General features: G+C 68.9%; 18 protein-coding genes and 1 pseudogene. 6 read left to right on the top strand and 13 right to left on the bottom strand.

Going from position 1 to position 22,291, the window contains the following annotated elements; all coding sequences use genetic code 11:
- The coding region (locus BUE42_RS28165; RefSeq protein ID WP_143171813.1) for a porin at positions 1-670 on the top strand (670 nt) is incomplete at its 5' end.
- A 19-nt stretch (positions 671-689) separates the two neighbouring features.
- On the opposite strand, the gene BUE42_RS28170 is transcribed toward BUE42_RS28165, so the two are convergent.
- From BUE42_RS28170 to scpA, 7 genes and pseudogenes are all read right to left on the bottom strand, one after another.
- Positions 690-2,249, bottom strand: coding sequence for a type 1 periplasmic-binding domain-containing protein (locus BUE42_RS28170; RefSeq protein ID WP_073468607.1), 1,560 nt, complete (start codon positions 2,247-2,249; stop codon positions 690-692).
- A 71-nt stretch (positions 2,250-2,320) separates the two neighbouring features.
- Positions 2,321-2,785 carry a VOC family protein gene (locus tag BUE42_RS28175; protein ID WP_073468608.1) on the bottom strand — a complete coding sequence of 155 codons (465 nt, stop codon included), beginning with the start codon at positions 2,783-2,785 and terminating at the stop codon, positions 2,321-2,323.
- Positions 2,786-2,900: 115 nt separating this feature from the next.
- Positions 2,901-4,901 (bottom strand): acetyl-CoA carboxylase biotin carboxylase subunit, encoded by a 2,001-nt coding sequence (accC, locus tag BUE42_RS28180; RefSeq protein WP_073468609.1) that lies wholly within the window; start codon positions 4,899-4,901, stop codon positions 2,901-2,903.
- Between the two features lie 11 nt (positions 4,902-4,912).
- Positions 4,913-6,445 carry an acyl-CoA carboxylase subunit beta gene (locus BUE42_RS28185; RefSeq protein ID WP_073468610.1) on the bottom strand — a complete coding sequence of 511 codons (1,533 nt, stop codon included), beginning with the start codon at positions 6,443-6,445 and terminating at the stop codon, positions 4,913-4,915.
- A gap of 1 nt (position 6,446) precedes the next feature.
- A complete protein-coding gene (gene meaB / locus BUE42_RS28190) occupies positions 6,447-7,430 on the bottom strand; it encodes a methylmalonyl Co-A mutase-associated GTPase MeaB (protein WP_073468643.1) in 984 nt (327 codons plus the stop codon).
- 273 nt (positions 7,431-7,703) lie between these two features.
- Positions 7,704-7,895: pseudogene (locus tag BUE42_RS33975) on the bottom strand (GIY-YIG nuclease family protein); the annotation flags it as partial.
- A 34-nt stretch (positions 7,896-7,929) separates the two neighbouring features.
- Positions 7,930-10,119 (bottom strand): methylmalonyl-CoA mutase, encoded by a 2,190-nt coding sequence (gene scpA, locus BUE42_RS28200; RefSeq protein ID WP_073468611.1) that lies wholly within the window; start codon positions 10,117-10,119, stop codon positions 7,930-7,932.
- A gap of 57 nt (positions 10,120-10,176) precedes the next feature.
- Here scpA and BUE42_RS28205 point away from each other — a divergent pair, with 57 nt between their 5' ends.
- The 4 genes from BUE42_RS28205 (at position 10,177) to BUE42_RS28220 (ending at position 12,486) form a co-directional block, all read left to right on the top strand.
- Positions 10,177-10,857, top strand: coding sequence for a GntR family transcriptional regulator (locus BUE42_RS28205; RefSeq protein ID WP_083614688.1), 681 nt, complete (start codon positions 10,177-10,179; stop codon positions 10,855-10,857).
- 37 nt (positions 10,858-10,894) lie between these two features.
- Positions 10,895-11,392, top strand: coding sequence for a dihydrofolate reductase (locus BUE42_RS28210; RefSeq protein ID WP_073468612.1), 498 nt, complete (start codon positions 10,895-10,897; stop codon positions 11,390-11,392).
- A gap of 18 nt (positions 11,393-11,410) precedes the next feature.
- Positions 11,411-11,986, top strand: coding sequence for a DUF4337 domain-containing protein (locus tag BUE42_RS28215; RefSeq protein ID WP_073468613.1), 576 nt, complete (start codon positions 11,411-11,413; stop codon positions 11,984-11,986).
- A gap of 68 nt (positions 11,987-12,054) precedes the next feature.
- The gene (locus tag BUE42_RS28220) at positions 12,055-12,486 is read left to right on the top strand and encodes an OsmC family protein (protein ID WP_073468614.1); all 432 of its coding nucleotides are present in this window, start codon (positions 12,055-12,057) and stop codon (positions 12,484-12,486) included.
- 187 nt (positions 12,487-12,673) lie between these two features.
- Here BUE42_RS28220 and BUE42_RS28225 read toward each other — a convergent pair whose 3' ends face one another.
- From BUE42_RS28225 to BUE42_RS28240, 4 genes are read right to left on the bottom strand one after another with little or no spacing between them, the layout of a single operon-like run.
- Positions 12,674-13,834, bottom strand: a complete 1,161-nt coding sequence (locus BUE42_RS28225) for a hybrid sensor histidine kinase/response regulator (protein ID WP_083614698.1) — start codon at positions 13,832-13,834, stop codon at positions 12,674-12,676.
- 16 nt (positions 13,835-13,850) lie between these two features.
- Positions 13,851-14,453 (bottom strand): chemotaxis protein CheB, encoded by a 603-nt coding sequence (locus BUE42_RS28230; protein ID WP_073468616.1) that lies wholly within the window; start codon positions 14,451-14,453, stop codon positions 13,851-13,853.
- Positions 14,450-15,310 (bottom strand): CheR family methyltransferase, encoded by an 861-nt coding sequence (locus BUE42_RS28235; protein ID WP_073468617.1) that lies wholly within the window; start codon positions 15,308-15,310, stop codon positions 14,450-14,452. The genes BUE42_RS28230 and BUE42_RS28235 overlap by 4 nt, the downstream gene beginning before the upstream one ends.
- The gene (locus tag BUE42_RS28240; RefSeq protein WP_143171815.1) at positions 15,307-18,774 is read right to left on the bottom strand and encodes a response regulator; all 3,468 of its coding nucleotides are present in this window, start codon (positions 18,772-18,774) and stop codon (positions 15,307-15,309) included. The genes BUE42_RS28235 and BUE42_RS28240 overlap by 4 nt, the downstream gene beginning before the upstream one ends.
- A 256-nt stretch (positions 18,775-19,030) precedes the next feature.
- Here BUE42_RS28240 and BUE42_RS28245 point away from each other — a divergent pair, with 256 nt between their 5' ends.
- Positions 19,031-19,297, top strand: a complete 267-nt coding sequence (locus BUE42_RS28245) for a hypothetical protein (protein WP_143171816.1) — start codon at positions 19,031-19,033, stop codon at positions 19,295-19,297.
- On the opposite strand, the gene BUE42_RS28250 is transcribed toward BUE42_RS28245, so the two are convergent.
- Together BUE42_RS28250 and BUE42_RS28255 are read right to left on the bottom strand one after the other, a co-directional pair.
- Entirely contained in the window at positions 19,245-19,814 is a 570-nt protein-coding gene (locus tag BUE42_RS28250; RefSeq protein WP_073468619.1) for a GNAT family N-acetyltransferase, read from the bottom strand. The two genes, BUE42_RS28245 and BUE42_RS28250, sit on opposite strands and share 53 nt — an antisense overlap.
- Positions 19,815-19,887: 73 nt before the next feature.
- A complete protein-coding gene (locus tag BUE42_RS28255; protein WP_369823015.1) occupies positions 19,888-22,275 on the bottom strand; it encodes a phosphoketolase family protein in 2,388 nt (795 codons plus the stop codon).
- Positions 22,276-22,291 lie beyond the last annotated feature (16 nt).

Below are 22,291 nucleotides of genomic sequence, written 5' to 3' on the forward strand. Positions count from 1 at the left end.
CACCGCCGTGATCGGCGGCTTCGGCGGCTACGAGCCGGTGCGCGGCGGCACCACCTACAGCGCCACCGGCAACGGCGGCCCGGCCCGCATCAACAACTCGGTCAAGTACGAGTCGCCCACCTTCGCCGGCTTCAAGGCCGGTGCACTGTGGGGCTTCGGTGAAACCACCGGCGCCACCAACGACCAGCGCGTCGCCGACATCTATGCCCGCTACAGCGGCTACGGCTTCGACGCGATGGTCTCGTTCGTCGACGACAAGCAGGACCTGACGTCGCAGGACGTGCGCACGACCTCGGGCGCGGTCGGCTACACCTACGGCGACTGGCACGGCACCGCCGGCGTGATCGCGGTGAACGACCGCAGCGCGGTGGACGCCGACGGCCAGGGCTTCTGGGTCGGCGGCGACTACCGCTTCGGCGCGAACACGGTGCGTGCGCAGTTCGTCGAGAACAAGGCGAAGAACGTCAACGAAGGCACCACCAAGGCCTTCGGCGTCGGCTACCAGTACGACCTGTCGAAGCGCACCGCGCTGTACAGCGCGGTGACCCGCTTCAAGAACGAGGGTGACGGCTACGGCAACCGCTGGGCCAGCGCCGTCCCGGCTGGCCTGACGACCGCCGACGATCGTGACATCACCGAGTTCACCGCAGGCATTCGCCACGCGTTCTGAAGCGGCGGCAAGCAGCGGCTCAAGGCGCGCAGCGCCACGGGTACTGCGTGACGGGGTCGGCGGCTGCGACCGGGATGCAGCGCAGGTGCGCGGCGAACTGCGGCGCGAGCGGTGCAGGATTGGCCGCCCCCGCGATGCCGGCGTAGCGCTCGTTCGTGTCCATGCAGCCGCCGGCATCGAAGCTGTAGCCGGCGCCGCCACCGGCTCCCAGGTACTGCATCGCCTGGGCGCCGCACAGCGGGTCGTGCACCCCCAGCAAGACCCCGATCGTGTTCGCCCTGATGCGCGCGCGCTGCACCGCGTTGAGCAGGTGGCTCAGCCGCGCGATGTCGATGCCTGAGACGCCGTGCGAATAGCCGGGGATCCGCTGCGGCAGCACCTGCTGCACCGGGTCGCTTGCCAGCTGCCCGCCGAGGAAGCGATCGGCCGCCTGGTGCAGGAAGGCCTGGAAATCGAACACCGACGCGGTCAGCACGCGCGGATCGCCGAGGAAGCCGTCGATGTCGCCGGCCGCCATCGTGTCGCTCATCGCGCTTTCGATGAACAGCGGCGGGTGCGGGTTGCCGCTGGCGGTCAGCGCGTAGACCTGCGGCAGGAAGCTCGCCCGGATGCCCGCCAGCACGTCGATCGCGGGCCAGGCGGCCATCAGCTTGTCGATGGCCAGGCAATCGATCGGCGGGCCGTTGCGCAACCGGTTCGTCACCGGGTCGGCGCTGGCATCGGGGTTCTTCGACGGGTCGAAGATGTCCTGGCCGGTGAGCGGGCCGGCCGGCGTCTGCTCGGTGGCCCGGCAGTTCAGGTAGGCCGGGATCGCCCACGGCGTGCTGCTGCTGAAGCCCGGCCACGGGTTGTTGGGCGGCTGCACCGTGGCGGCGAAAGTCTGGTTGGCAACGGTGACCACCTGCACGGCCGGATTCACCGAGCGGGCGCCGAGCAGGAAGGCGTTGGCATTGGTGGCGTCCTGCACCGGCGCGGCCTGGCCGGTGGCCGGTCCGTCGAAGTTCATCAGCAGCCCGACGGTGTTCGACTGCGTCGCGAGCCCCGCCACCACGCCCTTCGCGTACCAGGCCCGGTATTCCTGCGGCAGGTACCAGTGGGCATTGTTCTGCGGAAACAGCGTGGCCGGTGCCGCGCCGCGGTACACCAGGAACTGGATCTCCGGGTGCGCGAGCGCCGCGGTGATCCAGGCCGGTCGGGTGAAGCTCGTCGCCTCGAAGAGCACCTTGGCCGCGCCGTAGGCGGCGCCGCTCGGGTCGAGTGCCGGTTGCCCGAGCGAATCGAGGCCGTCGATGCATTGCTGGTAGGCCTGCGCGGCATTGGGCAGCGCGGGCGGCACGGTCGGGCCGGTGGCCTGGGTGTCGTACTGCACGAGCCGGAAACGGAAGTCGTTGCGGCTGGTCTCGAACTTCTGCTGCTCCGCGAGGTTCATGCGCGCGAAGTTGGATTGCGCGCGGCCCGCGATGTCGCACCAGGTGGGTGGGAAGGTCACGGCCCGTGCCGCGGGCGCAAGCGCCCCGCCCATCAAGCCTGCCGCCATCGCGATCCGCCCGAACCCGAGCGCCTTCTGCCGACTTGCCATGACCGTCTCCTGGACTGCGGGGAGTGGTCGAAATATAGGCAGCCCCGGCCGTTCGACCAGGGGACATTCGTCTAACCGAGTGCGGCGACGATCTCCGGCGGCGCCTGCACCAGCTCGATCAGCACGCCCTCGCCCGCGACCGGGAACTCCTCGTTGCTCTTCGGGTGCACGAAGCAGATGTCGTGGCCGGCCGCGCCCTTGCGGATGCCGCCCGGGGCGAAGCGCACGCCGTTCGCGGTGAGCCATTCGACGGCGCGCGGCAGGTCGTCGATCCACAGGCCGATGTGGTTCAGCGGCGTGGTGTGGACGGCGGGCTTCTTGTCGGGGTCGAGCGGCTGCATCAGGTCGACCTCGACCTTGAACGCGCCGCGGCCCATCGCGCAGATGTCTTCATCGACGTTCTCGCGTTCGCTGACGAAGTTGCCGGTGACCTCGAGGCCGAGCTTGTCGACCCAGAGCGTGCGCAGGCGGTCCTTGCTGGGGCCGCCGATGGCGACCTGCTGGATGCCGAGCACCTTGAAGGGACGCATGTTCATCGTGATTTCCTGGTCGTATACGGCACTTCGGCAGGCTCAGTGCGGCCCTTCGACAAGCTCAGGGCGAACGGGGATTTTCCGTTCGGGCTGAGCCTGTCGAAGCCCTGCCCGCACCTCACTGAAACCGGATGATCACCTGGTCGACCGCCAGGCTCTCGCCCTTGGCCGCAGACACCTCGGCCACGACACCGTCCTGCGTGGCCACCAGGATGTTCTCCATCTTCATCGCCTCGATCGTCGCGAGCCGCTCGCCGGCGCGCACCTGCTGGCCCGGCGTGACCGCCACGTCGACCAGCAGCCCCGGCATCGGCGACAGCAAGAACTTCGACAGGTCCGGCGGTGCCTTGAACGGCATCAGCATCTGCAGCTCGGCCACGCGAGGCGCCAGCACCCGCGCGTCGATCTGCGCGCCATCGTGCGACACCCGGTACGCCAGGCCCAGCCGCTCGATCTGCGCGCAGAACGGCCGGCCGTTGCAATGCCCGCGGATCACCAGGTCGCGCAGGTTCGAATCGAACTCGATCAGGTAGCGCGCCTCGCCCACCCGCACCTCGTAGCTGCCCCCTTGCGGCCGCACCGTCAGCGCGGTGCGCTCGCTGCGCCCCTCGCCCAGCGGCACGACGACGACGAACTCCTCGCCGACCTGGAACTCATGCCCCGGCATCTGTCCGCTGATGCCGGCGGCGCGCTCCAGGTGCTGCCGGTTCGCCACCGCCGCCAGCGCGCGCAGGAACAACGGGTCGGCCGGCGTCACGAGCTCGGCCGAGAAGCCCTTCGGGAAGTGCTCGGCGATGAAGCCGGTGTTGAAGTCGCCGGCGACGAATTTCGGATGCGCCAGCAGCGCCGCCTGGAACGGAATGTTCGAGCTGATGCCGCGAATCGCGAAGCCGTTCAGCGCCTCGCGCATCTTCGCGATCGCGTCGGCGCGGTCGCTGCCGTGCACGATCAGCTTCGCGATCATCGAGTCGTAGAACATCGGGATCTCGCCGCCCTCGTAGACGCCGGTGTCCACGCGCACGCCGCTCTGCTGCGCCGGCGGCTGGTAGCGCACCAGCCGGCCGGTCGACGGCAGGAAGTTGCGGAACGGGTCTTCGGCGTTGATGCGGCACTCCATCGCCCAGCCGTCGCGCTTGATCCCGGCTTGCGTGAACGGCAGCTTCTCGCCGGCCGCCACGCGGATCATCAGCTCCACCAGGTCGAGCCCGGTGATGCCCTCGGTCACCGGGTGTTCCACCTGCAGCCGGGTGTTCATCTCGAGGAAGTAGAAGCTCTTGTCCTTGCCGACCACGAACTCCACCGTGCCGGCCGACTGGTAGTCCACCGCCTTCGCGAGCGCCACGGCCTGCGCGCCCATCGCCTGGCGGGTTTTCTCATCGAGGAAGGGGCTGGGCGCCTCCTCGATCACCTTCTGGTGGCGGCGCTGGATCGAGCACTCGCGCTCCCACAGGTAGACCGTGTTGCCGTGCGCATCGCCCAGCACCTGGATCTCGATGTGGCGCGGCTCCTCGACGAATTTCTCGATGAACACGCGGTCGTCGCCGAAGCTGTTGCGGGCCTCGTTCTGGCAGGCGGTGAAGCCTTCGAAGGCCTCCTTGTCGTTGAACGCGACCCGCAGGCCCTTGCCGCCACCGCCGGCGCTCGCCTTGATCATCACCGGGTAGCCGATGCCCTTCGCGATCTCGACCGCATGCTGCGCGGTGTCGATCGCGGCGTTGTGGCCGGGGATGGTGTTCACCTTCGCGGCAGCCGCCAGCTTCTTCGACGCGATCTTGTCGCCCATCGCGGCGATCGACGCATGCTTCGGGCCGATGAAGACGATGCCTTCTTCCTCGACGCGGCGCGCGAACTCCTCGTTCTCGCTGAGGAAGCCGTAGCCCGGGTGCACCGCCTGCGCGCCGGTCTGCTTGCAGGCCGCGATGATCTTGTCCATCACCAGGTACGACTCGCGCGATGCGGCCGCGCCGATGTGCACCGCTTCATCGGCGAGCTCGACGTGGCGCGCGTCGCGGTCGGCATCGGAATACACCGCCACCGTCTGGATGCCCATCTTCTTCGCGGTGTGGATCACGCGGCAGGCGATCTCGCCGCGGTTGGCGATCAGGATCTTGGTAAACATCGGGGCGCTCCTCACAGCGGGATGTTGCCGTGCTTGCGCCACGGGTTCTCGATCTTCTTGTTGCGCAGCATCACCAGCGAGCGGCAGATGCGCCGGCGCGTCTCGTGCGGCTGGATCACGTCGTCGATGAAGCCGCGCGCGCCGGCCACGAACGGGTTCGCGAACTTGGCCTTGTACTCGGCCTCGCGCGCCGCGAGCTTCGCCGGGTCGCTCTTCTCCTCGCGGAAGATGATCTCGACCGCGCCCTTCGCGCCCATCACCGCGATCTCGGCGTTCGGCCATGCGAAGTTGACGTCGCCGCGCAGGTGCTTCGAGCTCATCACGTCGTAGGCGCCGCCATAGGCCTTGCGCGTGATCACGGTGATCTTCGGCACCGTGCACTCGGCATACGCGTACAGCAGCTTGGCGCCGTGCTTGATGATGCCGCCGTACTCCTGGCTGGTGCCCGGCATGAAGCCCGGCACGTCGACGAAGGTGACGACCGGGATGTTGAACGCATCGCAGAAGCGCACGAAGCGCGCCGCCTTGATGCTGCTCTTGATGTCCAGGCAGCCGGCCAGCACCAGCGGCTGGTTCGCGACGACGCCGACCGTCTGGCCTTCCATGCGGCAGAAGCCGATGATGATGTTCTTCGCGTACTCCGGCTGCAGCTCGAAGAAGTCGCCGTCGTCGGCGGTCTTCACGATCAGCTCCTTCATGTCGTAGGGCTTGTTCGGGTTGTCGGGCACCAGCGTGTCGAGCGACAAGTCGATGCGCTCGGCCGGGTCGTTGCTCGGCCGCACCGGCGCCTTCTCGCGGTTGTTCAGCGGCAGGTAGTTGTAGAGGCGGCGCAGCATCGCGAGCGCGTCGACGTCGTTCTCGAACGCCAGGTCGGCGACGCCGCTGCGGCTGGTGTGGGTGGCGGCGCCGCCCAGCTCCTCGGCCGTCACTTCTTCATGCGTCACGGTCTTCACGACCTCGGGGCCGGTGACGAACATGTACGAGCTGTCCTTCACCATGAAGATGAAGTCGGTCATCGCCGGGGAATAGACAGCTCCTCCAGCACAGGGGCCCATGATCATGCTGATCTGCGGCACCACGCCCGAGGCCATCACGTTGCGCTGGAAGACTTCGGCATAGCCACCGAGCGAGGCCACGCCTTCCTGGATGCGCGCGCCGCCGGAATCGTTGAGCCCGATCACCGGCGCGCCGACCTTCATCGCCTGGTCCATCACCTTGCAGATCTTCTCGGCATGGGCTTCGCTGAGCGCGCCGCCGAACACCGTGAAGTCCTGGCTGAAGACGAACACGAGGCGGCCGTTGATCATCCCGTAGCCGGTGACGACGCCATCGCCGGGGATCTTGTTGTCGGCCATGCCGAAGTCGTGGCAGCGGTGCTCGACGAACATGTCCCATTCTTCGAAGGTGCCTTCGTCGAGCAGCAGCTCGATGCGCTCGCGCGCGGTCAGCTTGCCCTTGCCGTGCTGCGCGGCGATGCGTTTCTCGCCACCGCCGAGTCGCGCGAGCGCGCGCTTGGCTTCGAGTTGTTCGAGGATGTCGTGCATGTCAGCTCACTCCGGGTAGTTCGTCGGATGCAAAGAGGCGCAGCAGCGTGTGTGCGGCCGATGACGGGGCGATGCGCGCGGCCGCAACGTCGCGCGTGACATCGGCCAGCGCAGCGCGCACGCGCGGATGGTGCTTGAAGTCGGCGTGCAGCCGGGCGTGGATCAAGTCCCACATCCAGGACTGCGCCTGGCGCTCGCGGCGGCGCGCGAACTCGCCGCTCGCGCGGCGCTCGTCGGCGAACTGCTGCACGCGTTGCCAGAATTCGGTGATGCCCTGCACCTTGAGCGCGCTGATCTGCATCACGCGCGCCGGTGGCACGTGGTCGGGGCGGCCGTGGAAGCTGAACACCTGCAAGGCGCTGGTGATCTGGGCCTCGGCGCGGGTCGCGGCCACCGGATCGAGGTCGGCCTTGTTGATGACGACGAGGTCGGCGAGCTCCATCACGCCCTTCTTGATGGCCTGCAGGTCGTCGCCGGCATTGGGCAGCTGCAGCAGCACGAACATGTCGGTCATGCTGGCGACCGCGGTTTCGCTCTGGCCGACGCCGACGGTCTCGACCAGCACGACGTCGTGGCCGGCCGCCTCGCAGACCAGCATCGCCTCGCGCGTCTTCTCGGCCACGCCGCCGAGCGTGCCGGACGACGGGCTCGGGCGGATGTACGCGGCGTCGTTGACGGACAGCTGCTCCATGCGCGTCTTGTCGCCGAGGATCGAGCCGCCGGAGACGGTGGACGACGGGTCGACCGTCAGCACCGCGACGCGGTGGCCTTGCGCGATCAGGTGCAGCCCGAAGGCCTCGATGAAGGTCGACTTGCCGACCCCGGGCACGCCGGAGATGCCCAGGCGCAGCGCGCGGCCGGTGTGGGGCAGCAGCGTGTTCAGCAGCGCGTCGGCGCGCAGGCGGTGGTCGGGGCGGGTGGATTCGAGCAGGGTGATGGATTTGGCGATGGCGCGGCGCTGGTGGGCGAGGATGCCTTCGATCAACGCTGTGTCATTGCCGGCAGGCCCTTCGACAGGCTCAGGGCGAACGGCTCTTTCCCCCGTTCGCCCTGAGCTTGTCGACGGGTCGGGCTGAGCCGCACCCTGTTCTGGCTGAGCCATACCCCGTTCGGGCTGAGCTTGTCGAAGCCTTGCCTCACCTGGCACCACCCCTTCGACAGGCTCAGGGCGAACGGAGGAGGAAGCGGAAGTGCGGGAGCGGGCCAGCACGGAGACCTTGTCCCAATCCCCCTCAATCAGCGCCTGCTTCTTTGCCCGGCTCCACCCCTTCACCCGAAGTTCCCCGACCAAGGCCTCCTCGCGCGTCGCCATCTCCTGCGCCCACACCAGTTCCACCGGTCGCCGCTCGTGCGTGTATCCCGGCAACTCCCCGGCCTGATGCTGCGCAACACGCAGCTCCAGTTCGTCGGTATGCCCGACATAGAAGCTGCCATCCGCGCAGCGCAGCATGTAGACGAAGAACGGCTTCACGAATTCCCCGAGCTCAGCCTTCAATCGCCTTGCGGATCTGTTCGAGAACGTCCTTCGCGCTCGCCGGGATCGGCGTGCCCGGCCCGTAGATGCCCTTCACGCCCGCCTCGTAGAGAAACTCGTAGTCCTGTCGTGGGATCACGCCGCCGACGAACACGATGATGTCGTCCGCGCCCTGCGCCTTCAGCGATTCGATGATCGCCGGCACCAGCGTCTTGTGGCCCGCCGCCAGCGTGCTGACGCCCACCGCGTGCACGTCGTTCTCGATCGCCTGCCGCGCGCACTCCTCGGCCGTCTGGAACAACGGCCCCATGTCGACGTCGAAGCCCAGGTCGGCGAACGCGGTCGCCACCACCTTCGCGCCGCGGTCATGCCCGTCCTGCCCGAGCTTGGCGATCATCACGCGCGGACGCCGGCCCTGCGCCTGCGCGAACTCGGCGATCTCCTGCTGGAGCTGGGCCCAGCCCTCGGCACTGTCGTAGGCAGCTGCATACACACCGGTCACCTTTTGCGTATCGGCGCGGTGGCGCCCCCACACCTTCTCCAGCGCATCGCTGACCTCGCCCACCGTGGCGCGCGCACGCACCGCGTCGATCGACAAGGCCAGCAGGTTGCCCTGCCCCGACTGGGCGCACTCGGTGAGTGCCGCCAGCGCCCGCTCGACCGCCGCGGCATCGCGCGCCGCGCGCACCTGTGCGAGCCGCTTCAGCTGGTTCTCGCGCACCGCATGGTTGTCGATGTCGAGGATGTCGATCGGGTCTTCCTGCTTCAGCTTGTATTTGTTGACGCCGACGATCACGTCGCGGCCGGAGTCGATGCGCGCCTGCTTCTCGGCCGCGCTCGCCTCGATCTTCAGCTTGGCCCAGCCGCTGTCGACGGCCTTCACCATGCCGCCCATCGCATCCACTTCCTCGATCAACGTCCAGGCGGCGTCCGCCATGTCCTGCGTCAGCTTCTCCATCATGTAGCTGCCGGCCCACGGGTCGACCACGCTGGTGATGTGCGTCTCTTCCTGGATGATCAGCTGCGTGTTGCGCGCGATGCGCGCGCTGAAGTCGGTCGGCAACGCGATCGCTTCGTCGAGCGCATTGGTGTGCAGGCTCTGCGTGCCGCCGAACACCGCGGCCATCGCCTCGACCGTCGTGCGCACCACGTTGTTGTACGGGTCCTGCTCGGTCAGGCTCCAGCCCGAGGTCTGGCAGTGGGTGCGCAGCATCAGGCTCTTCGGGTTCTTCGCGCCGAAGCCGCTCATGATCCGCCACCACAGCAGCCGCGCCGCGCGCATCTTGGCCACCTCGAGGTAGAAGTTCATCCCGACCGCCCAGAAGAAGCTGAGCCGCCCGGCGAACTCGTCGACGTCCAGCCCCTTGGCCAGCGCCGTCTTCACGTACTCCTTGCCGTCGGCCAGCGTGAAGGCCAGCTCCAGCGCCTGGTTCGCGCCGGCTTCCTGCATGTGGTAGCCGCTGATGCTGATCGAGTTGAACTTCGGCATCTGCTTCGCGGTGTACGCGATGATGTCGCCGATCACCCGCATGCTCGGCTCGGGCGGGAAGATGTAGGTGTTGCGGACCATGAACTCCTTGAGGATGTCGTTCTGGATGGTCCCGCTCAGCTGGTCCTGCGGCACGCCCTGCTCTTCGGCCGCCACCACGTAGCCGGCCAGCACCGGCAGCACCGCGCCGTTCATCGTCATCGACACCGACACCTTGTCGAGCGGGATGCCGTCGAACAGGATCTTCATGTCCTCGACGCTGTCGATCGCGACGCCCGCCTTGCCGACGTCGCCGGTCACGCGCGGGTGGTCGCTGTCGTAGCCGCGGTGGGTGGCGAGGTCGAACGCCACGCTGACGCCCTGCGCGCCGGCATCGAGGGCCTTGCGGTAGAACGCGTTCGAGGCCTCGGCGGTCGAGAAACCGGCGTACTGGCGGATCGTCCACGGCCGCACCGCGTACATCGTCGCCTGCGGGCCGCGCACGAACGGCGCGAAGCCGGGCAGCGTGTCGGTGTAGCGCAGCTCGCGGGTGTCGGCGGCGGTGTACAGCGGCTTCACGCGGATGCCCTCGGGCGTGACCCAGTCGAGCGCGTCGACATTCCCGCCCGGCGCGGATTTCGCGGCCGCCTTCTGCCACGCGGGCAGCGCATCGGAATTCAACAACGCACCCGACACCGCGTCTTTCGCATCCGGTTTTTTCTGGTCAGACATGGGCCTGCTCCGCTGGACGACCCGGCAGGCGTCATCCATAATTCAAAATTGAATTATATGTCCAAGGTCTCCACCGCCAAGGCGGCTCCCCTCGCCCGCAGCGCCACGCTGCCGGCCACCCAGGCGCTCTACGTGCAGGTCGCCGAGCGCCTGCGTGCGCGCATCATGGCCCACACGCTGGCGCCCGGCAGCTGGATCGACGAGCAAGCCCTGACGGCCGAGTACGGCATCAGCCGCACGCCGCTGCGCGAGGCGCTGAAGGTGCTGGCCGCCGAGGGGCTGGTGACGATGAAGCTGCGCCGCGGCGCCTACGTCACCGAGGTCTCCGAGCGCGACCTGGCCGAGGTGTTCCACCTGCTGGCGCTGCTCGAGAGCGATGCCGCCGCGGCGGCCGCCACGCTGGCGAGCGACGCGCAGCTGGCCGAGCTGCAGGCGCTGCACCAGGCGCTCGAAGACAGCGTGGCCGACCGCGACGCGTTCTTCCGCGCGAACGAGCAGTTCCACATGCGGCTGCTGGAGATCGCCGACAACCGCTGGCGCCATCAGCTGGTCACCGACCTGCGCAAGGTGATGAAGCTGAACCGGCACCACTCGCTGTTCAAGCAGGGCCGGCTCGACGCGTCGCTGAAGGAGCACCGCAGGATCATGGCGGCGCTGAAGGCGCGCGACGGCACGAAGGTGCAGCAGCTGATGCAGCAGCACCTGACGAATGGACGTGACGCCGCGATGCCGGCCTGATATCGGGGCGCCACCGGCCGCGGCGACAATCGCGCCCATGACACGCTCTCGACCGCTGATCAGCCTGATCGCCGCCGTCGCCCGCAACGGCGCCATCGGCAAGGGCAACGCCCTGCTCTGCCACATCTCCGAAGACCTGAAGTTCTTCAAGCGCACCACGCTCGGCGCCCCGGTGCTGATGGGCCGCAAGACCTGGGATTCGATCGGCCGGCCGCTGCCGGGCCGCCGCAACATCGTGATCACGCGCCAGCCGGGCTGGCAGGCCGACGGCGCCGAGCGCGCCGGATCGCTGGACGAGGCGATCGCGCTGGCCGGCGACGTCCCGAAGGCCTTCGTGATCGGCGGCGCCGAGATCTACCGCGAGGCGCTGCCGCGGGTCGACGAGCTGGTGCTGACCGAGCTCGACGCCGACTTCGACGCCGACGTTTTTTTCCCCGACTGGGACCGCGCGCAGTTCAGCGCCGAGCCCGGCGATTTCCAGACCAGCCCGGAAGGCCTGCGCTACCGCTGGGTCACCTACACACGCAAGCTTTGACAACACGAGGAGGATGACATGTCCGAACACGGTTTCCACGTCCACGGCCCGCACGACCACGAGCTGGAGCACGCGGCCCAGCACGACCCCGACGGCCACGCCGGCCAGCTGGCGGTGATCACCGCGATCCTCGCGACGGTCGGCGCGATCTTCTCGTACATGGGCGGCGCGACGCAGGCCAACGCCGGGCTCTTCAAGAACGATGCCGCGATCCGCAAGACCGAGGCGTCGAACCAGTGGAACTACTACCAGGCCAAGAGCAGCAAGCAGAACCTGGCCGAGCTGGCGGTCGAGCTGGCGCCCGAGGGCCGGCGCGCGTTCTACGCCGAGGAGATCAAGCGCTACAAGACCGAGAAGGCCGAGATCATGACGGCGGCCAAGAAGCTGGAAGACGAATCGACCGCCTTCGACAAGCAGAGCGAGGAGCAGATGCACCAGCACCACCGCTGGGCGCAGGCCACCACCGCGCTGTCGATCTCGATCGCGATGGCGGCGATCGCACTGCTGACGAAGCGGCGCTGGACGGAGTACGCGGTGTACGTGATGAGCGTGCTCGGCCTCGGACTGGGCATCGCCGCCTGGCTGCACTACTGATGCCCCACTGAGGTGGCAGGGTCGGGCCCGAAGCGCTACGCTGCGCCCTCCACTTCCAGGAGAGCAGCATGAAGATCAACCGCAAGGGCTCGGCCCAATGGTCGGGCGGCATCAAGGACGGCAAGGGCTCGATCTCGACCGAGAGCGGCGCGCTGAAAGACTACCCCTACGGCTTCGCCAGCCGCTTCGAGGGCATGCCCGGCAGCAACCCCGAGGAACTGCTCGGCGCGGCGCACGCCGCCTGTTTCACGATGGCCTTGTCGCTGATCCTTGGTGAAGCCAAGCTGCGCGCCGAGAAGATGGACACCACGGCCAAGGTCACGCTGGAGCAAGTCGAAGGTGGCTTCGCGATCAGCGCGGTTCACCTGACGCTCGCGGCCAAGGTGCCGGGGGCGGACAACGCGACGTTCCAGGAGCTGGCGGCGAAAGCCAAGGCGGGTTGTCCGGTGTCGAAGCTGTTGAAGGCCGATATCTCGCTTGAGGCGACGCTGGTGGACTGAGCCTTCGGCCGACAACAAACCGTTCGCCCTGAGCCCAAGAGGTCCTCGAAGGGACCCGGCAGTTGCAAAGAAACCCCGTTCGCCCTGAGCCTGTCGAAGGGCCCGATCATCCTGAGCCCGTCGAAGGCCTGCCCCGCTTCGGACGCAACCCTTCGACGGACGCGCCCTCGACAAGCTCGGTCGCTGCTCAGGGCGAACGGGAGTGTGCTGTTTCTTGAGAGCCTGTCGAAGGGCCCGATCGGGAGTTCGGGTTCCGGCGCGGCAACTGCACCGTGAACATCGTGCGCCTGCCCTCGCCGCACGGCTCCACGTCGACGCGCCCGCCGTGCGCCAGCACGATCTGCCGCACGATGTAGAGCCCCAGGCCCAGCCCCTCGTTGCGCCCGCGCGGGCGCTCGCCACTGCGAAACGGGTCGAACAGCGACGGCAGCAACTCCGCCGCGATGCAGCCCTCGTTGACGATCACCAGCGTCAGTTCAGCCGGGTCGTCGCCGTCGAGCACCAGCTCGACCACCTCGCCCGGCGCGCCATGCTGCAACGCGTTGCCGACCAGGTTCGCGACCACCTGCGACAGCCGCTCGGCATCCCACTCACCCGCCAGGTCGCCACTGCGCCGGACGACGACGCGCGCCTCGGGCACTGCCGCCTGCAGCTCCTGCAGCACCCGCTCGACGATGGCCCCCAGGTCGGCCGGCCCGCGCTGCACCGCGATGCCGCCGGCCAGCCGGCCGCGCGCCAGGTCGAGCATGTTCTCGATCATCGCGCTCATGCGCCGCCCACCCTGCAGGATGCGGCCGGCGGTCTGGCCGGTGATCTCGTCGGCCGCGCGCCGCTGCAGCAGCGTGGCCGATGTCAGGATCGCGTTCAGCGGGTTGCGCAGGTCGTGGCCCAGCATCGCGACGAACATCTCGTTCAGGCGCAGCGTCTCGGTGCGCTCGCGCAGCTCGTGCGCCAGCTGCTGCTTCTGCCGGTACAGCTGGAAGAACACCTCCGCCTTGTTGCGCAGGATGTGCGCCTCGATCGGCTTGAACAGGAAATCGACCGCCCCGCTCTCGTAGCCCTTGAAGATGCGCTGCTGGTCGCGCCCGCCGGCCGTCACGAAGATGATCGGCACATGGCGCGTGCGCTCGCTGCCGCGCATCAGCTCGGCCAGCTGGAAGCCGTCCATCTCGGGCATCTGCACGTCGAGCAGCGCGAGCGCCACGTCGTGCACCAGCAGCAGCTCCAGCGCCTGCGCGCCCGAGCGCGCCTGCAGCAGCTCGACGCCCTCGCCGCGCAACAGCGCAGACAGCGCCAGCAGGTTCTCGTCCAGGTCATCGACCAGCAGGCATTTCACCGGTGCAAGCATGCGTTGCATCCTTTCTCTACAACCCGCGCAACAGCGCGGCCAGACCGTCGAGCGGCAACAGATGATCAGGCACCCCCGTCTTCAGCGCCTTCAGCGCCGCGGCCGGCATCCACGACACCGCCGCCGTGTCGGGCTGCTGCACCGCCGTCAGCCCGCCACCACGCGCCACCGCGGCCAGCCCGGCCGCGCCGTCCTGGTTGCCGCCGGTCAGCACGATGCCCAGCAGCCGCGGCCCGTACACGTCAGCCGCCGACTCGAACAGCACGTCGATCGACGGCCGCGAAAAATTGACCAGCGGATCGGCCGACAGCGCGAGGCACGGCCCCTCGTCCACCCGATCCACCAGCAGGTGGTAGTCGGGCGGCGCGAAGTACACGCAGCCCGGCTCGACCGGTTCCTTGTCCTGCGCCTCGCGCACCGGGCGCGCGCAGCGCGGCGCGAAGATCTCCACCAGCAGGCTCGGGCGCTCGCGCGGCAGGTGGATCACGACCAGCACCGCCGCGCGCAGCGTGGCCGGCAGCGCCGGCAGCAGCGCCAGCAGCGCCTCGACGCCACCGGCCGACGTTCCGATCACCACCGCATCGACCGGGCGCCCGAGGTCCGTCACCGAAGCGGTCATGCCTCCCCCCGCTTCTGGAAGATCCGGTCGTCGCGCACCACCTCGCCGAACGCATCGGCATGGCTCGAGAAGCGCAGCGACTCCTTCGAGCCGAGCCCGAGGAAGCCCTGCCGGCACAGCGCCTCGCGGAACAGCCCGAGCGCGCGGTCCTGCAGCTCGCGGTTGAAGTAGATCAGCACGTTGCGGCACGACACCAGCTGCACCTCGGCGAACACGCTGTCGGTGGCCAGGCTGTGGTCGGAGAAGACGATGTGCTTCTTCAGCGACTTGTCGAACACCGCGCGCCCGTAGGCCGCGGTGTAGAAATCCGACAGCGAGCCGCGCGCCCCGCTGCGCTGGTGGTTGGCGGAGAAGCCGGCGATGCGGTCCAGCTCGTACACGCCGGCCTCGGCGCGCTGCAGCGCATGCGCGTTGATGTCGGTCGCGTAGATCAGCGTGCGCTCGAGCAGGCCTTCCTCGCGCAGCAGGATCGCGAGCGAATACACCTCTTCGCCGGCGCTGCAGCCGGCCACCCAGACCTTCAGCGACGGCCAGGTGCGCAACAGCGGCACCACCTGCTCGCGCAGCGACCTGAAGTACGACGGGTCGCGGAACATCTCGCTGACCTGCACCGTCAGGTAGTCGAGCAGCGCCGGGAAGGTCGACGGCTCGTGCAGCACCTTGTCCTGCAGCTGGCTCAGCGTGCGGCAGCCGAAGCGCGTCATCGCGGTGCCGAGCCGCCGCTTCAGCGAGGCGTTCGCGTAGCCGCGGAAGTCGTAGTGGTACTTCAGGTAGATCGCATCGATCAGCAGGCGCAGCTCGATGTCGACACCCGAACCCTCGGGAGCCACCTCCGATCGCGCGGGCGCCGTCTTCATTTCGGCATCCACACCCGCACCAGCGACAGCAGCTTCTCGACATCGAGCGGCTTCGCGATGTAGTCGTTGGCGCCGGCGGCCAGGCATTTTTCCTGGTCGTCCTTCATGGCCTTGGCGGTCAGCGCGATGATCGGCAGCTTGCGCCAGTCGTCGCGCTTGCGGATCTCGCGCATTGCGGTGAAGCCGTCCATCTCCGGCATCATGATGTCCATCAGCATCAGGTCGACCCGCCCCTGGCCGATGCCGATGCGCGCCAGCACCTCCAGCGCCTCGCGGCCGTTGCGCGCGATCTCGATCTTCACGCCCTTCGGCTCCAGCACGCTCGACAGCGCGAAGATGTTGCGCACGTCGTCCTCGACCACCAGGATGCGCCGGCCCTCGAGCGTCGCGTCGCGGTCGCGCGCGGCCTTCAGCATGCGCTGGCTCTCGGCCGGCAGGTGCGATTCGACCTGGTGCAGGAACAGCGTCACCTCGTCGAGCAGCCGCTCCGGCGAGCGCGCGTCCTTCACGATGATCGAGCGCGAGAAGCGGCGCAGGCCCTGCTCCTCGTCGCGCGTCAGCGAGCGGCCGGTGTAGACGATCACCGGCGGGAAGGCCACGTCGTCCTGGCCGGCCATCTTCTCGAGCAGCTCGTAGCCGCTCAGGTCGGGCAGGTTCAGGTCCATCACCATGCAGTCGAAGGTGGTGGACTGCAGCGCGGCCAACGCCTCGCCGGCGTTCGCCACGTCGGTGATCTGCACGTCGTCGGCGCCGAGCAGGTGGCGGATGCTCTCGCGCTGGCGCGCGTCGTCTTCCACCACCAGCACGCGGCGCACGCTCTGCATGAACTTGGCCTCGAGGCGCTTCAGCGCCACGACCAGCTGGTCGCGCTTGACCGGCTTCAGCGCATAGCCGACCGCGCCGCGCTGCAGGGCCTCCTGGCTGTAGTCGGCCACCGAGATCACGTGCACCGGGATGTGGCGCGTCTGCGCGCTGTGCTTCAGCTGGTCGAGCACGCCCAGGCCCGAGTGATCGGGCAGGTTCATGTCGAGCAGGATCGCGCTCGGGCGGAATTCCTGCGCCGCGCGGATGCCGTCGCCGGCCGTGTGCGCGAGCAGGCACTGGAAGCCGGATTCATGGATCAGGTCGCGCAGGATCGCCGCGAAGCGCATGTCGTCCTCGACGACCAGGATCAGCCGCTTGCCGGGCGCGAGCTGGTCGCGGTCGTCGTCAAGCGGAAGCGGCGCCAGGATGTTTCGCGGGATCGGCAGCTCGCGCTGGGAGTCGGGCCGGGGTTCCGGGGGCGCCGGTTCGGCCTGCGGCCTCGCCGGCTGTCGCGTCTGCATGTCGCCGGCGGCCCGTGCCACGCCGACCACCGGCAGCGTCAACGTGAACACGCTGCCCTCTCCCGGCGTGCTGCGCACCGTGATGTCCCCGCCCAGCAAGCGCGCCAGGTCGCGCGAGATCGACAGCCCGAGCCCGGTGCCGCCGTACTTGCGGTGCGTGCTGCCGTCGGCCTGGCGGAACGCCTCGAAGATGATCTCCTGCTGGTGCTCGGCGATGCCGATGCCGCTGTCGCGAACGGCGAACGACAGCATGCCGTCGCCGTCCGGTGCGATGCGCAGCGACACCTCGCCGGCCGCGGTGAACTTCAGCGCGTTCGACAGCAGGTTGTTCAGGATCTGCCCGACGCGCTGCGCATCGGACTCGATGCGCTGCGGCGTGCCGGGCTCGATCTCGGAGCTGAACACGATGCCCTTCTGCTGCGCCGCCGGCTGGAAGTTGCCGTTCAACGACTCGACCAGGCGGCTGACCAGCACCGGCTCGATCTGCACCTCGACCTTGCCGGCCTCGATCTTCGACAGGTCGAGGATGTCGTTGATCAGCGCCAGCAGGTCGTTGCCGGCCCCGGCGATGGTCTGCGCGAACTTGACCTGCTCGGCGCTCAGGTTGCCCTCCTTGTTGTCGGCGAGCAGCTTCGCGAGGATCAGCGTCGAGTTCAGCGGCGTGCGCAGCTCGTGGCTCATGTTGGCCAGGAACTCGCTCTTGTACTGGTTGGCACGCTCCAGCTCGTCGGCCTTGCCGGTCAGCGTGACCTGGGCCGCCGCGAGGTTGTCCTTCTGGTGCTCCAGCAACTGCGTCTGCTCCTCGAGCTGGGCGTTGGTCTGCTCCATCTCGGCATGCTGGGCTTCGAGCTGGGCCTGCGATTCCTTCAGCACGCGGCCCTGCTCTTCGAGCTCTTCGTTGCTGACGCGCAGTTCTTCCTGCTGGGCCTGCAGTTCCTCAGCCTGGCGCTGGGTCTCCTCGAGCAGCTCTTCGAGGCGCGTCCGGTCCTTCGCGGTGCGCACCGCCACCGCGAGCGCCTCGGAGACACGCAGCAGCAGCTCCTGCTCGGCCTCGCGCGTGCGGTGCAGGAAACCGAGTTCGACGACCGCCTGCACCGTCCCGTCGATGACGGCCGGCGCCAGCAGCAGCTCGGCCGGGTCGGCACGGCCGAGCGACGAGGCCACAGGCAGGTAGCCGGCGGGCACGTCGGTCACGCGCACCGGCTTCGCATCCTTCAGCACCTGGCCGAGCAGGCCGTCGCCGGGGCGCAGCTCGGCGGCCGCCGTGCCGCCATCGAGCCCGTGCGCGGCGAAGCGGCGGAAGCGGCCGTCGCTCTCGGCGATGTAGAGCGCACCGACGCGCGCCCCCATGTACTGCGCCAGGTACGACAGCACGCGCTCGCCCAGCGCATCGAGGCGGTGCTCGCCCTGCACGCGCTCGCCGACGCCCATCTGCCCGCTGCGCACCCAGGCCTGCGCCTCGCGCGCCAGGTGCTCGCGCGAGCTCATCGCCATCGCCACCGCGATCAGGAACAGCAGCAGCGCCGAGCCGATCCAGGTGATGTTGGACGACAGGCTCACCGCCTCCTGCCAATCGGTCTGGCGCCCAGCCAGCAGGCCGCGCTCCTCGTCGTCCATGTCGGCGACGATGGTGCGGATGCGGTTCATCGTCGCGCGACCACGGTCGGTCCGCACCAGCGCAAGGGCCTGCTCCGCGTTGCCGGCGCGGCGCAGCGCGATCGTCTCGGCCAATTCGGCCAGCTTGTCGACGGCCAGCCGGTCGAGCGTGTCGATGCGCTGCGTCTGGCGCGGGTTGTCGGCGGTCAGCTGGCGCACCCGCTGGACCAGGCCCGGCAACGCGGCGCGCGCGGTGGTGTACGGATCGAGGTAGATCTCGTTGCCGGTCAGCAGGAAGCCGCGCTGGCCGGTCTCGGCGTCCTTCACCGCCGACAGCAGCGTCTGCAGCTGCTGGCCGATCTCGATCGTGTGCGTCACCAGCTCGGCGGTGCTGGCGCGGCTCTGCAGCGAGCGGTACGAGAAGAACGCGATCAGCACCACCGCCAGCACCGCAAGGCCGAAGCCGATCAGCGGACCCGGCGGCAGCGGCAGGCCGCTGCGTGCACTGCGGACCGGGGCGAACTTCATCGAAAGCGGTGCCATCGGCGCGATCCTGTGATTCAAGGGGAGACAGCACGCAATGGCATGCGGAGAAGCTCGAAAGCGCGCGGGATCGTATCGCAGCGCTGCACCGTTTGAAGGGGCGGCCCGGAGCAAACGACGCGCCTGCCCGCAGGTCGCGGCGATGTCCTACAAACGCGTCGGAAGCTTGCCCACGGTCGGCACGACAGGCCCAACCTACAGTGAGGCTGCGCCGGGATCGAAGAACCCCGGAAGGCACCCACCACAGGAGGTAGCGATGAAACGAGGGATGGTCATTGCAGGGATCGAGGTGCTCACCGACGAAGGCCTGCGGCAGGTGCCGCCGGGCGTGTGCTGGATCATCGAAGGCGCGCTGTGGGTCAAGCTGGTCTGGCACGCAGACGGCGACCGGCAGTCGGCCACGCTGTCGGTGCGCGAGTACCAGTCGTGCGTGCAGCACGGCGACATCCGCTTCGAAGCGGCAGCCCCGTTCAGCGAATCAACGCGTAGACCCTTGAGTCTCGCAACACACCGTCCGGCGTGATGCGGTCGTTGCGGCGCGTGCCTTCGAGCAGGTAACCGGCCCGCTCGCAGACGCGCCAGCTGGCCGTGTTGCCGGCATCGGGCAAGGCCTCGATGCGGCGCATGCCGAGCATGCCGAAAGCCAGCTCGGTGATGGCCTGCACCGCCTCGGTGACGAGGCCACGGCCGGTGAAGGCCGAATGGGCCCAGTAGCCGATCTCGCACTTGGGCACCGCCCAGTCGAAGGCATGCAGGCTGCCGGTACCGACCAGCGTGTCGCTGCCTTTCAGGAACAGCAGCATCGGCATCATCGAACGCATCATGAAATGCGCGCGGCCCTCTCGGCAGAACTGCTCGGCGGTCTCGACGGTCGGTTCGGCCATCGCCCACGGCAGCGAGGCCGGGAACTCGCGCAGCGCATCGAGCGACGCGACGACCGCCTCGTGCAGCAGCGGGCCTTCGCCGGCGCGCGGGCAGCGGATCGTCAGGCGCTCGGTGTCGAAGCTGTCGGGAACGTCGCGAAGCGAGGGGATCGTCATCGCCTGGAGGATGGCATCCCGGCCTCGCGGCGGCGGCCGGGCGAGCGCAACGGCGTGCGCCGATGCGAAGCTGTCAGCGCGGCGACCAGCGCCAGTCCTTCACCTCCGGCAGGTCGTCGCCGTGCTCGCACACCCAGGCGCGGTGGCGCGCCAGCGTGGCCTTCAGCCGCTCGGCCTCGGCCGGCACCCTGTCCGCCAGCCGCGGCACGCGGCGGATCGCGTCGAAGGCCAGCTGGTAGCGGTCGAGCTGGTTCAGCACGACCATGTCGAACGGCGTCGTCGTCGTGCCTTCCTCCTGATAGCCACGCACGTGGATGTTCGCGTGGTTGCGGCGCCGGTAGGTCAGCTTGTGCACCAGCGAGGGGTAGCCGTGGAACGCGAACACCACCGGCCGGTCGGCGGTGAAGATCGCGTCGAAGGCCTCGTCGCTCAGCCCGTGCGGATGCTCCCCCGGCGGCTGCAGCGCCAGCAGGTCGACGACGTTGACCACGCGCACGCGCAGGTCGGGCACGTAGTCGCGCAGCAAGGTCACGGCGGCCAGCGTCTCCAACGTCGGCACGTCGCCGGCGCAGGCCATCACCACCTCCGGATCGCCGCCGCTGCCGGCCCACTCCCAGGTGCCCAGGCCGGTGCGGCAGTGCCGCGTCGCCGCGTCGACATCGAGCCACTGCCAGGCCGGCTGCTTGCCGGCGACGATCACGTTGACGTAGTTGCGGCTGCGCAGGCAGTGGTCGGCCACCGACAGCAGGCAGTTCGCGTCGGGCGGCAGGTAGATGCGCACCACGTCGGATTTCTTGTTCGCGACATGGTCGATGAAGCCCGGGTCCTGGTGCGAGAAGCCGTTGTGGTCCTGGCGCCAGACGTGCGAGGTGAGCAGGTAGTTCAGCGACGCGATCGGCTGCCGCCACGGGATCTGCCGGCAGGTCTTCAACCACTTGGCGTGCTGGTTGAACATCGAGTCGATGATGTGGATGAAGGCCTCGTAGCACGAGAACATCCCGTGCCGGCCGGTCAGCAGGTAGCCCTCGAGCCAGCCTTCGCACAGGTGCTCGCTGAGCACCTCCATCACGCGGCCGTCGGCGCTCAGGTTCGGGTCCACCTCGTCGATGCGCGCGAGCCATTGCTTGCCGGAGACCTCGTACACCGCGTCGAGCCGGTTCGACGCGGTCTCGTCGGGGCCGAACAGCCGGAAGTTGCGCGCCGCGAGGTTGCGCCGCACCAGCTCGCGCAGGAACTCGCCGAGCACGCGGGTCGATTCGACCTGCGCCGTGCCGGGCTGCGGCACCGCGACCGCATGCTCGCGGAACGGCGGCATCGCGAGCGGCTGCAGCAGCTCGCCGCCGTTGGCATGCGGGTTCGCGCTCATGCGGCGCGCGCCGGCGGGGCCGAGCGCGGCCAGCTCGTCGCGCAGCCGGCCGTCGGCATCGAACAGCTCGTGCGGCCGGTAGCTGCGCAGCCAGGCATCGAGCTGCGCGAGGTGCTCGGGCGTCTTCACGTCGGCCAGCGGCACCTGGTGCGCCCGCCAGGTGCCTTCGACCGGCTTGCCGTCGACGGTCTTCGGGCCGGTCCAGCCCTTCGGCGTGTCGAGCACGATCATCGGCCAGCGCGGTCGCTCGATGGGGCCGCCGGCGCGCGCCTGCTGCTGGATCGCGCGGATGTCGGCCACCACGCGGTCTAGCGTCGCGGCGAGCTGCTGGTGCACCTGCGCCGGGTCGCTGCCGGTCACGAAATGCGGCGTGTAGCCATAGCCGCGCATCAGCTGCTCGAGCTCGTCGCGGCCGATGCGCGCGAGCAGCGTCGGATTCGCGATCTTGTAGCCGTTCAGGTGCAGGATCGGCAGCACCGCGCCATCGGTCGCGGGGCTCAGGAACTTGTTCGAATGCCAGCTCGCGGCGAGCGGCCCGGTCTCGGCCTCGCCATCGCCGATCACGCAGGCGACGATCAGCCCGGGGTTGTCGAATGCGGCGCCGAAGGCATGCGCGAGCGAGTAGCCGAGTTCGCCGCCTTCATGGATGGAGCCCGGCGTCTCCGGCGCCACGTGGCTCGGGATGCCGTACGGCCACGAGAACTGGCGGAACAGCCGGCGCATGCCGTCGCGGTCGCGCGTGATGGCGGGGTAGCGCTCGGTGTACGAGCCTTCGAGCCAGGCGCTGGCGACCAGGCCGGGGCCGCCGTGACCCGGGCCGATCACGTAGATCATGTCGAGGTCGTGCGCGGCGATCACGCGGTTCAGGTGCGCGTACAGCAGGTTCAGCCCGGGCGTCGTGCCCCAGTGGCCGAGCAGGCGCGGCTTCACGTGGGCCAGCGCCAGCGGCTCGTCGAGCAGCGGGTTGTCGCGCAGGTAGATCTGCCCGACCGACAGATAGTTGGCGGCACGCCACCACGCATCGATGCGATGCAACTGCTCGGGCGACAGCGGTCCGGCCGGATGTTCGGCGCTCGTCATGACGGAGTCGTTCATGGGAATCCTCCTTGCG

The sequence above is a fragment of the Rhizobacter sp. OV335 genome (assembly GCF_900142965.1).
Lineage (GTDB): Bacteria > Pseudomonadota > Gammaproteobacteria > Burkholderiales > Burkholderiaceae_C > Rhizobacter.

What these genes read in the sequence shown, in the direction of transcription:
- BUE42_RS28205 (WP_083614688.1), top strand. Translation starts at nt 10,177, where the DNA reads ATGTCCAAGGTCTCCACCGCCAAGGCGGCTCCCCTCGCCCGCAGCGCC.
- BUE42_RS28215 (WP_073468613.1), top strand. Translation starts at nt 11,411, where the DNA reads ATGTCCGAACACGGTTTCCACGTCCACGGCCCGCACGACCACGAGCTG.
- BUE42_RS28255 (WP_369823015.1), bottom strand. Translation starts at nt 22,275, where the DNA reads ATGAACGACTCCGTCATGACGAGCGCCGAACATCCGGCCGGACCGCTG.
- BUE42_RS28250 (WP_073468619.1), bottom strand. Translation starts at nt 19,814, where the DNA reads ATGACGATCCCCTCGCTTCGCGACGTTCCCGACAGCTTCGACACCGAG.
- BUE42_RS28170 (WP_073468607.1), bottom strand. Translation starts at nt 2,249, where the DNA reads ATGGCAAGTCGGCAGAAGGCGCTCGGGTTCGGGCGGATCGCGATGGCG.
- BUE42_RS28225 (WP_083614698.1), bottom strand. Translation starts at nt 13,834, where the DNA reads ATGCTTGCACCGGTGAAATGCCTGCTGGTCGATGACCTGGACGAGAAC.
- BUE42_RS28210 (WP_073468612.1), top strand. Translation starts at nt 10,895, where the DNA reads ATGACACGCTCTCGACCGCTGATCAGCCTGATCGCCGCCGTCGCCCGC.
- BUE42_RS28230 (WP_073468616.1), bottom strand. Translation starts at nt 14,453, where the DNA reads ATGACCGCTTCGGTGACGGACCTCGGGCGCCCGGTCGATGCGGTGGTG.
- accC (WP_073468609.1), bottom strand. Translation starts at nt 4,901, where the DNA reads ATGTTTACCAAGATCCTGATCGCCAACCGCGGCGAGATCGCCTGCCGC.
- BUE42_RS28240 (WP_143171815.1), bottom strand. Translation starts at nt 18,774, where the DNA reads ATGGCACCGCTTTCGATGAAGTTCGCCCCGGTCCGCAGTGCACGCAGC.
- BUE42_RS28235 (WP_073468617.1), bottom strand. Translation starts at nt 15,310, where the DNA reads ATGAAGACGGCGCCCGCGCGATCGGAGGTGGCTCCCGAGGGTTCGGGT.
- BUE42_RS28220 (WP_073468614.1), top strand. Translation starts at nt 12,055, where the DNA reads ATGAAGATCAACCGCAAGGGCTCGGCCCAATGGTCGGGCGGCATCAAG.
- BUE42_RS28175 (WP_073468608.1), bottom strand. Translation starts at nt 2,785, where the DNA reads ATGAACATGCGTCCCTTCAAGGTGCTCGGCATCCAGCAGGTCGCCATC.
- BUE42_RS28245 (WP_143171816.1), top strand. Translation starts at nt 19,031, where the DNA reads ATGAAACGAGGGATGGTCATTGCAGGGATCGAGGTGCTCACCGACGAA.
- scpA (WP_073468611.1), bottom strand. Translation starts at nt 10,119, where the DNA reads ATGTCTGACCAGAAAAAACCGGATGCGAAAGACGCGGTGTCGGGTGCG.
- BUE42_RS28185 (WP_073468610.1), bottom strand. Translation starts at nt 6,445, where the DNA reads ATGCACGACATCCTCGAACAACTCGAAGCCAAGCGCGCGCTCGCGCGA.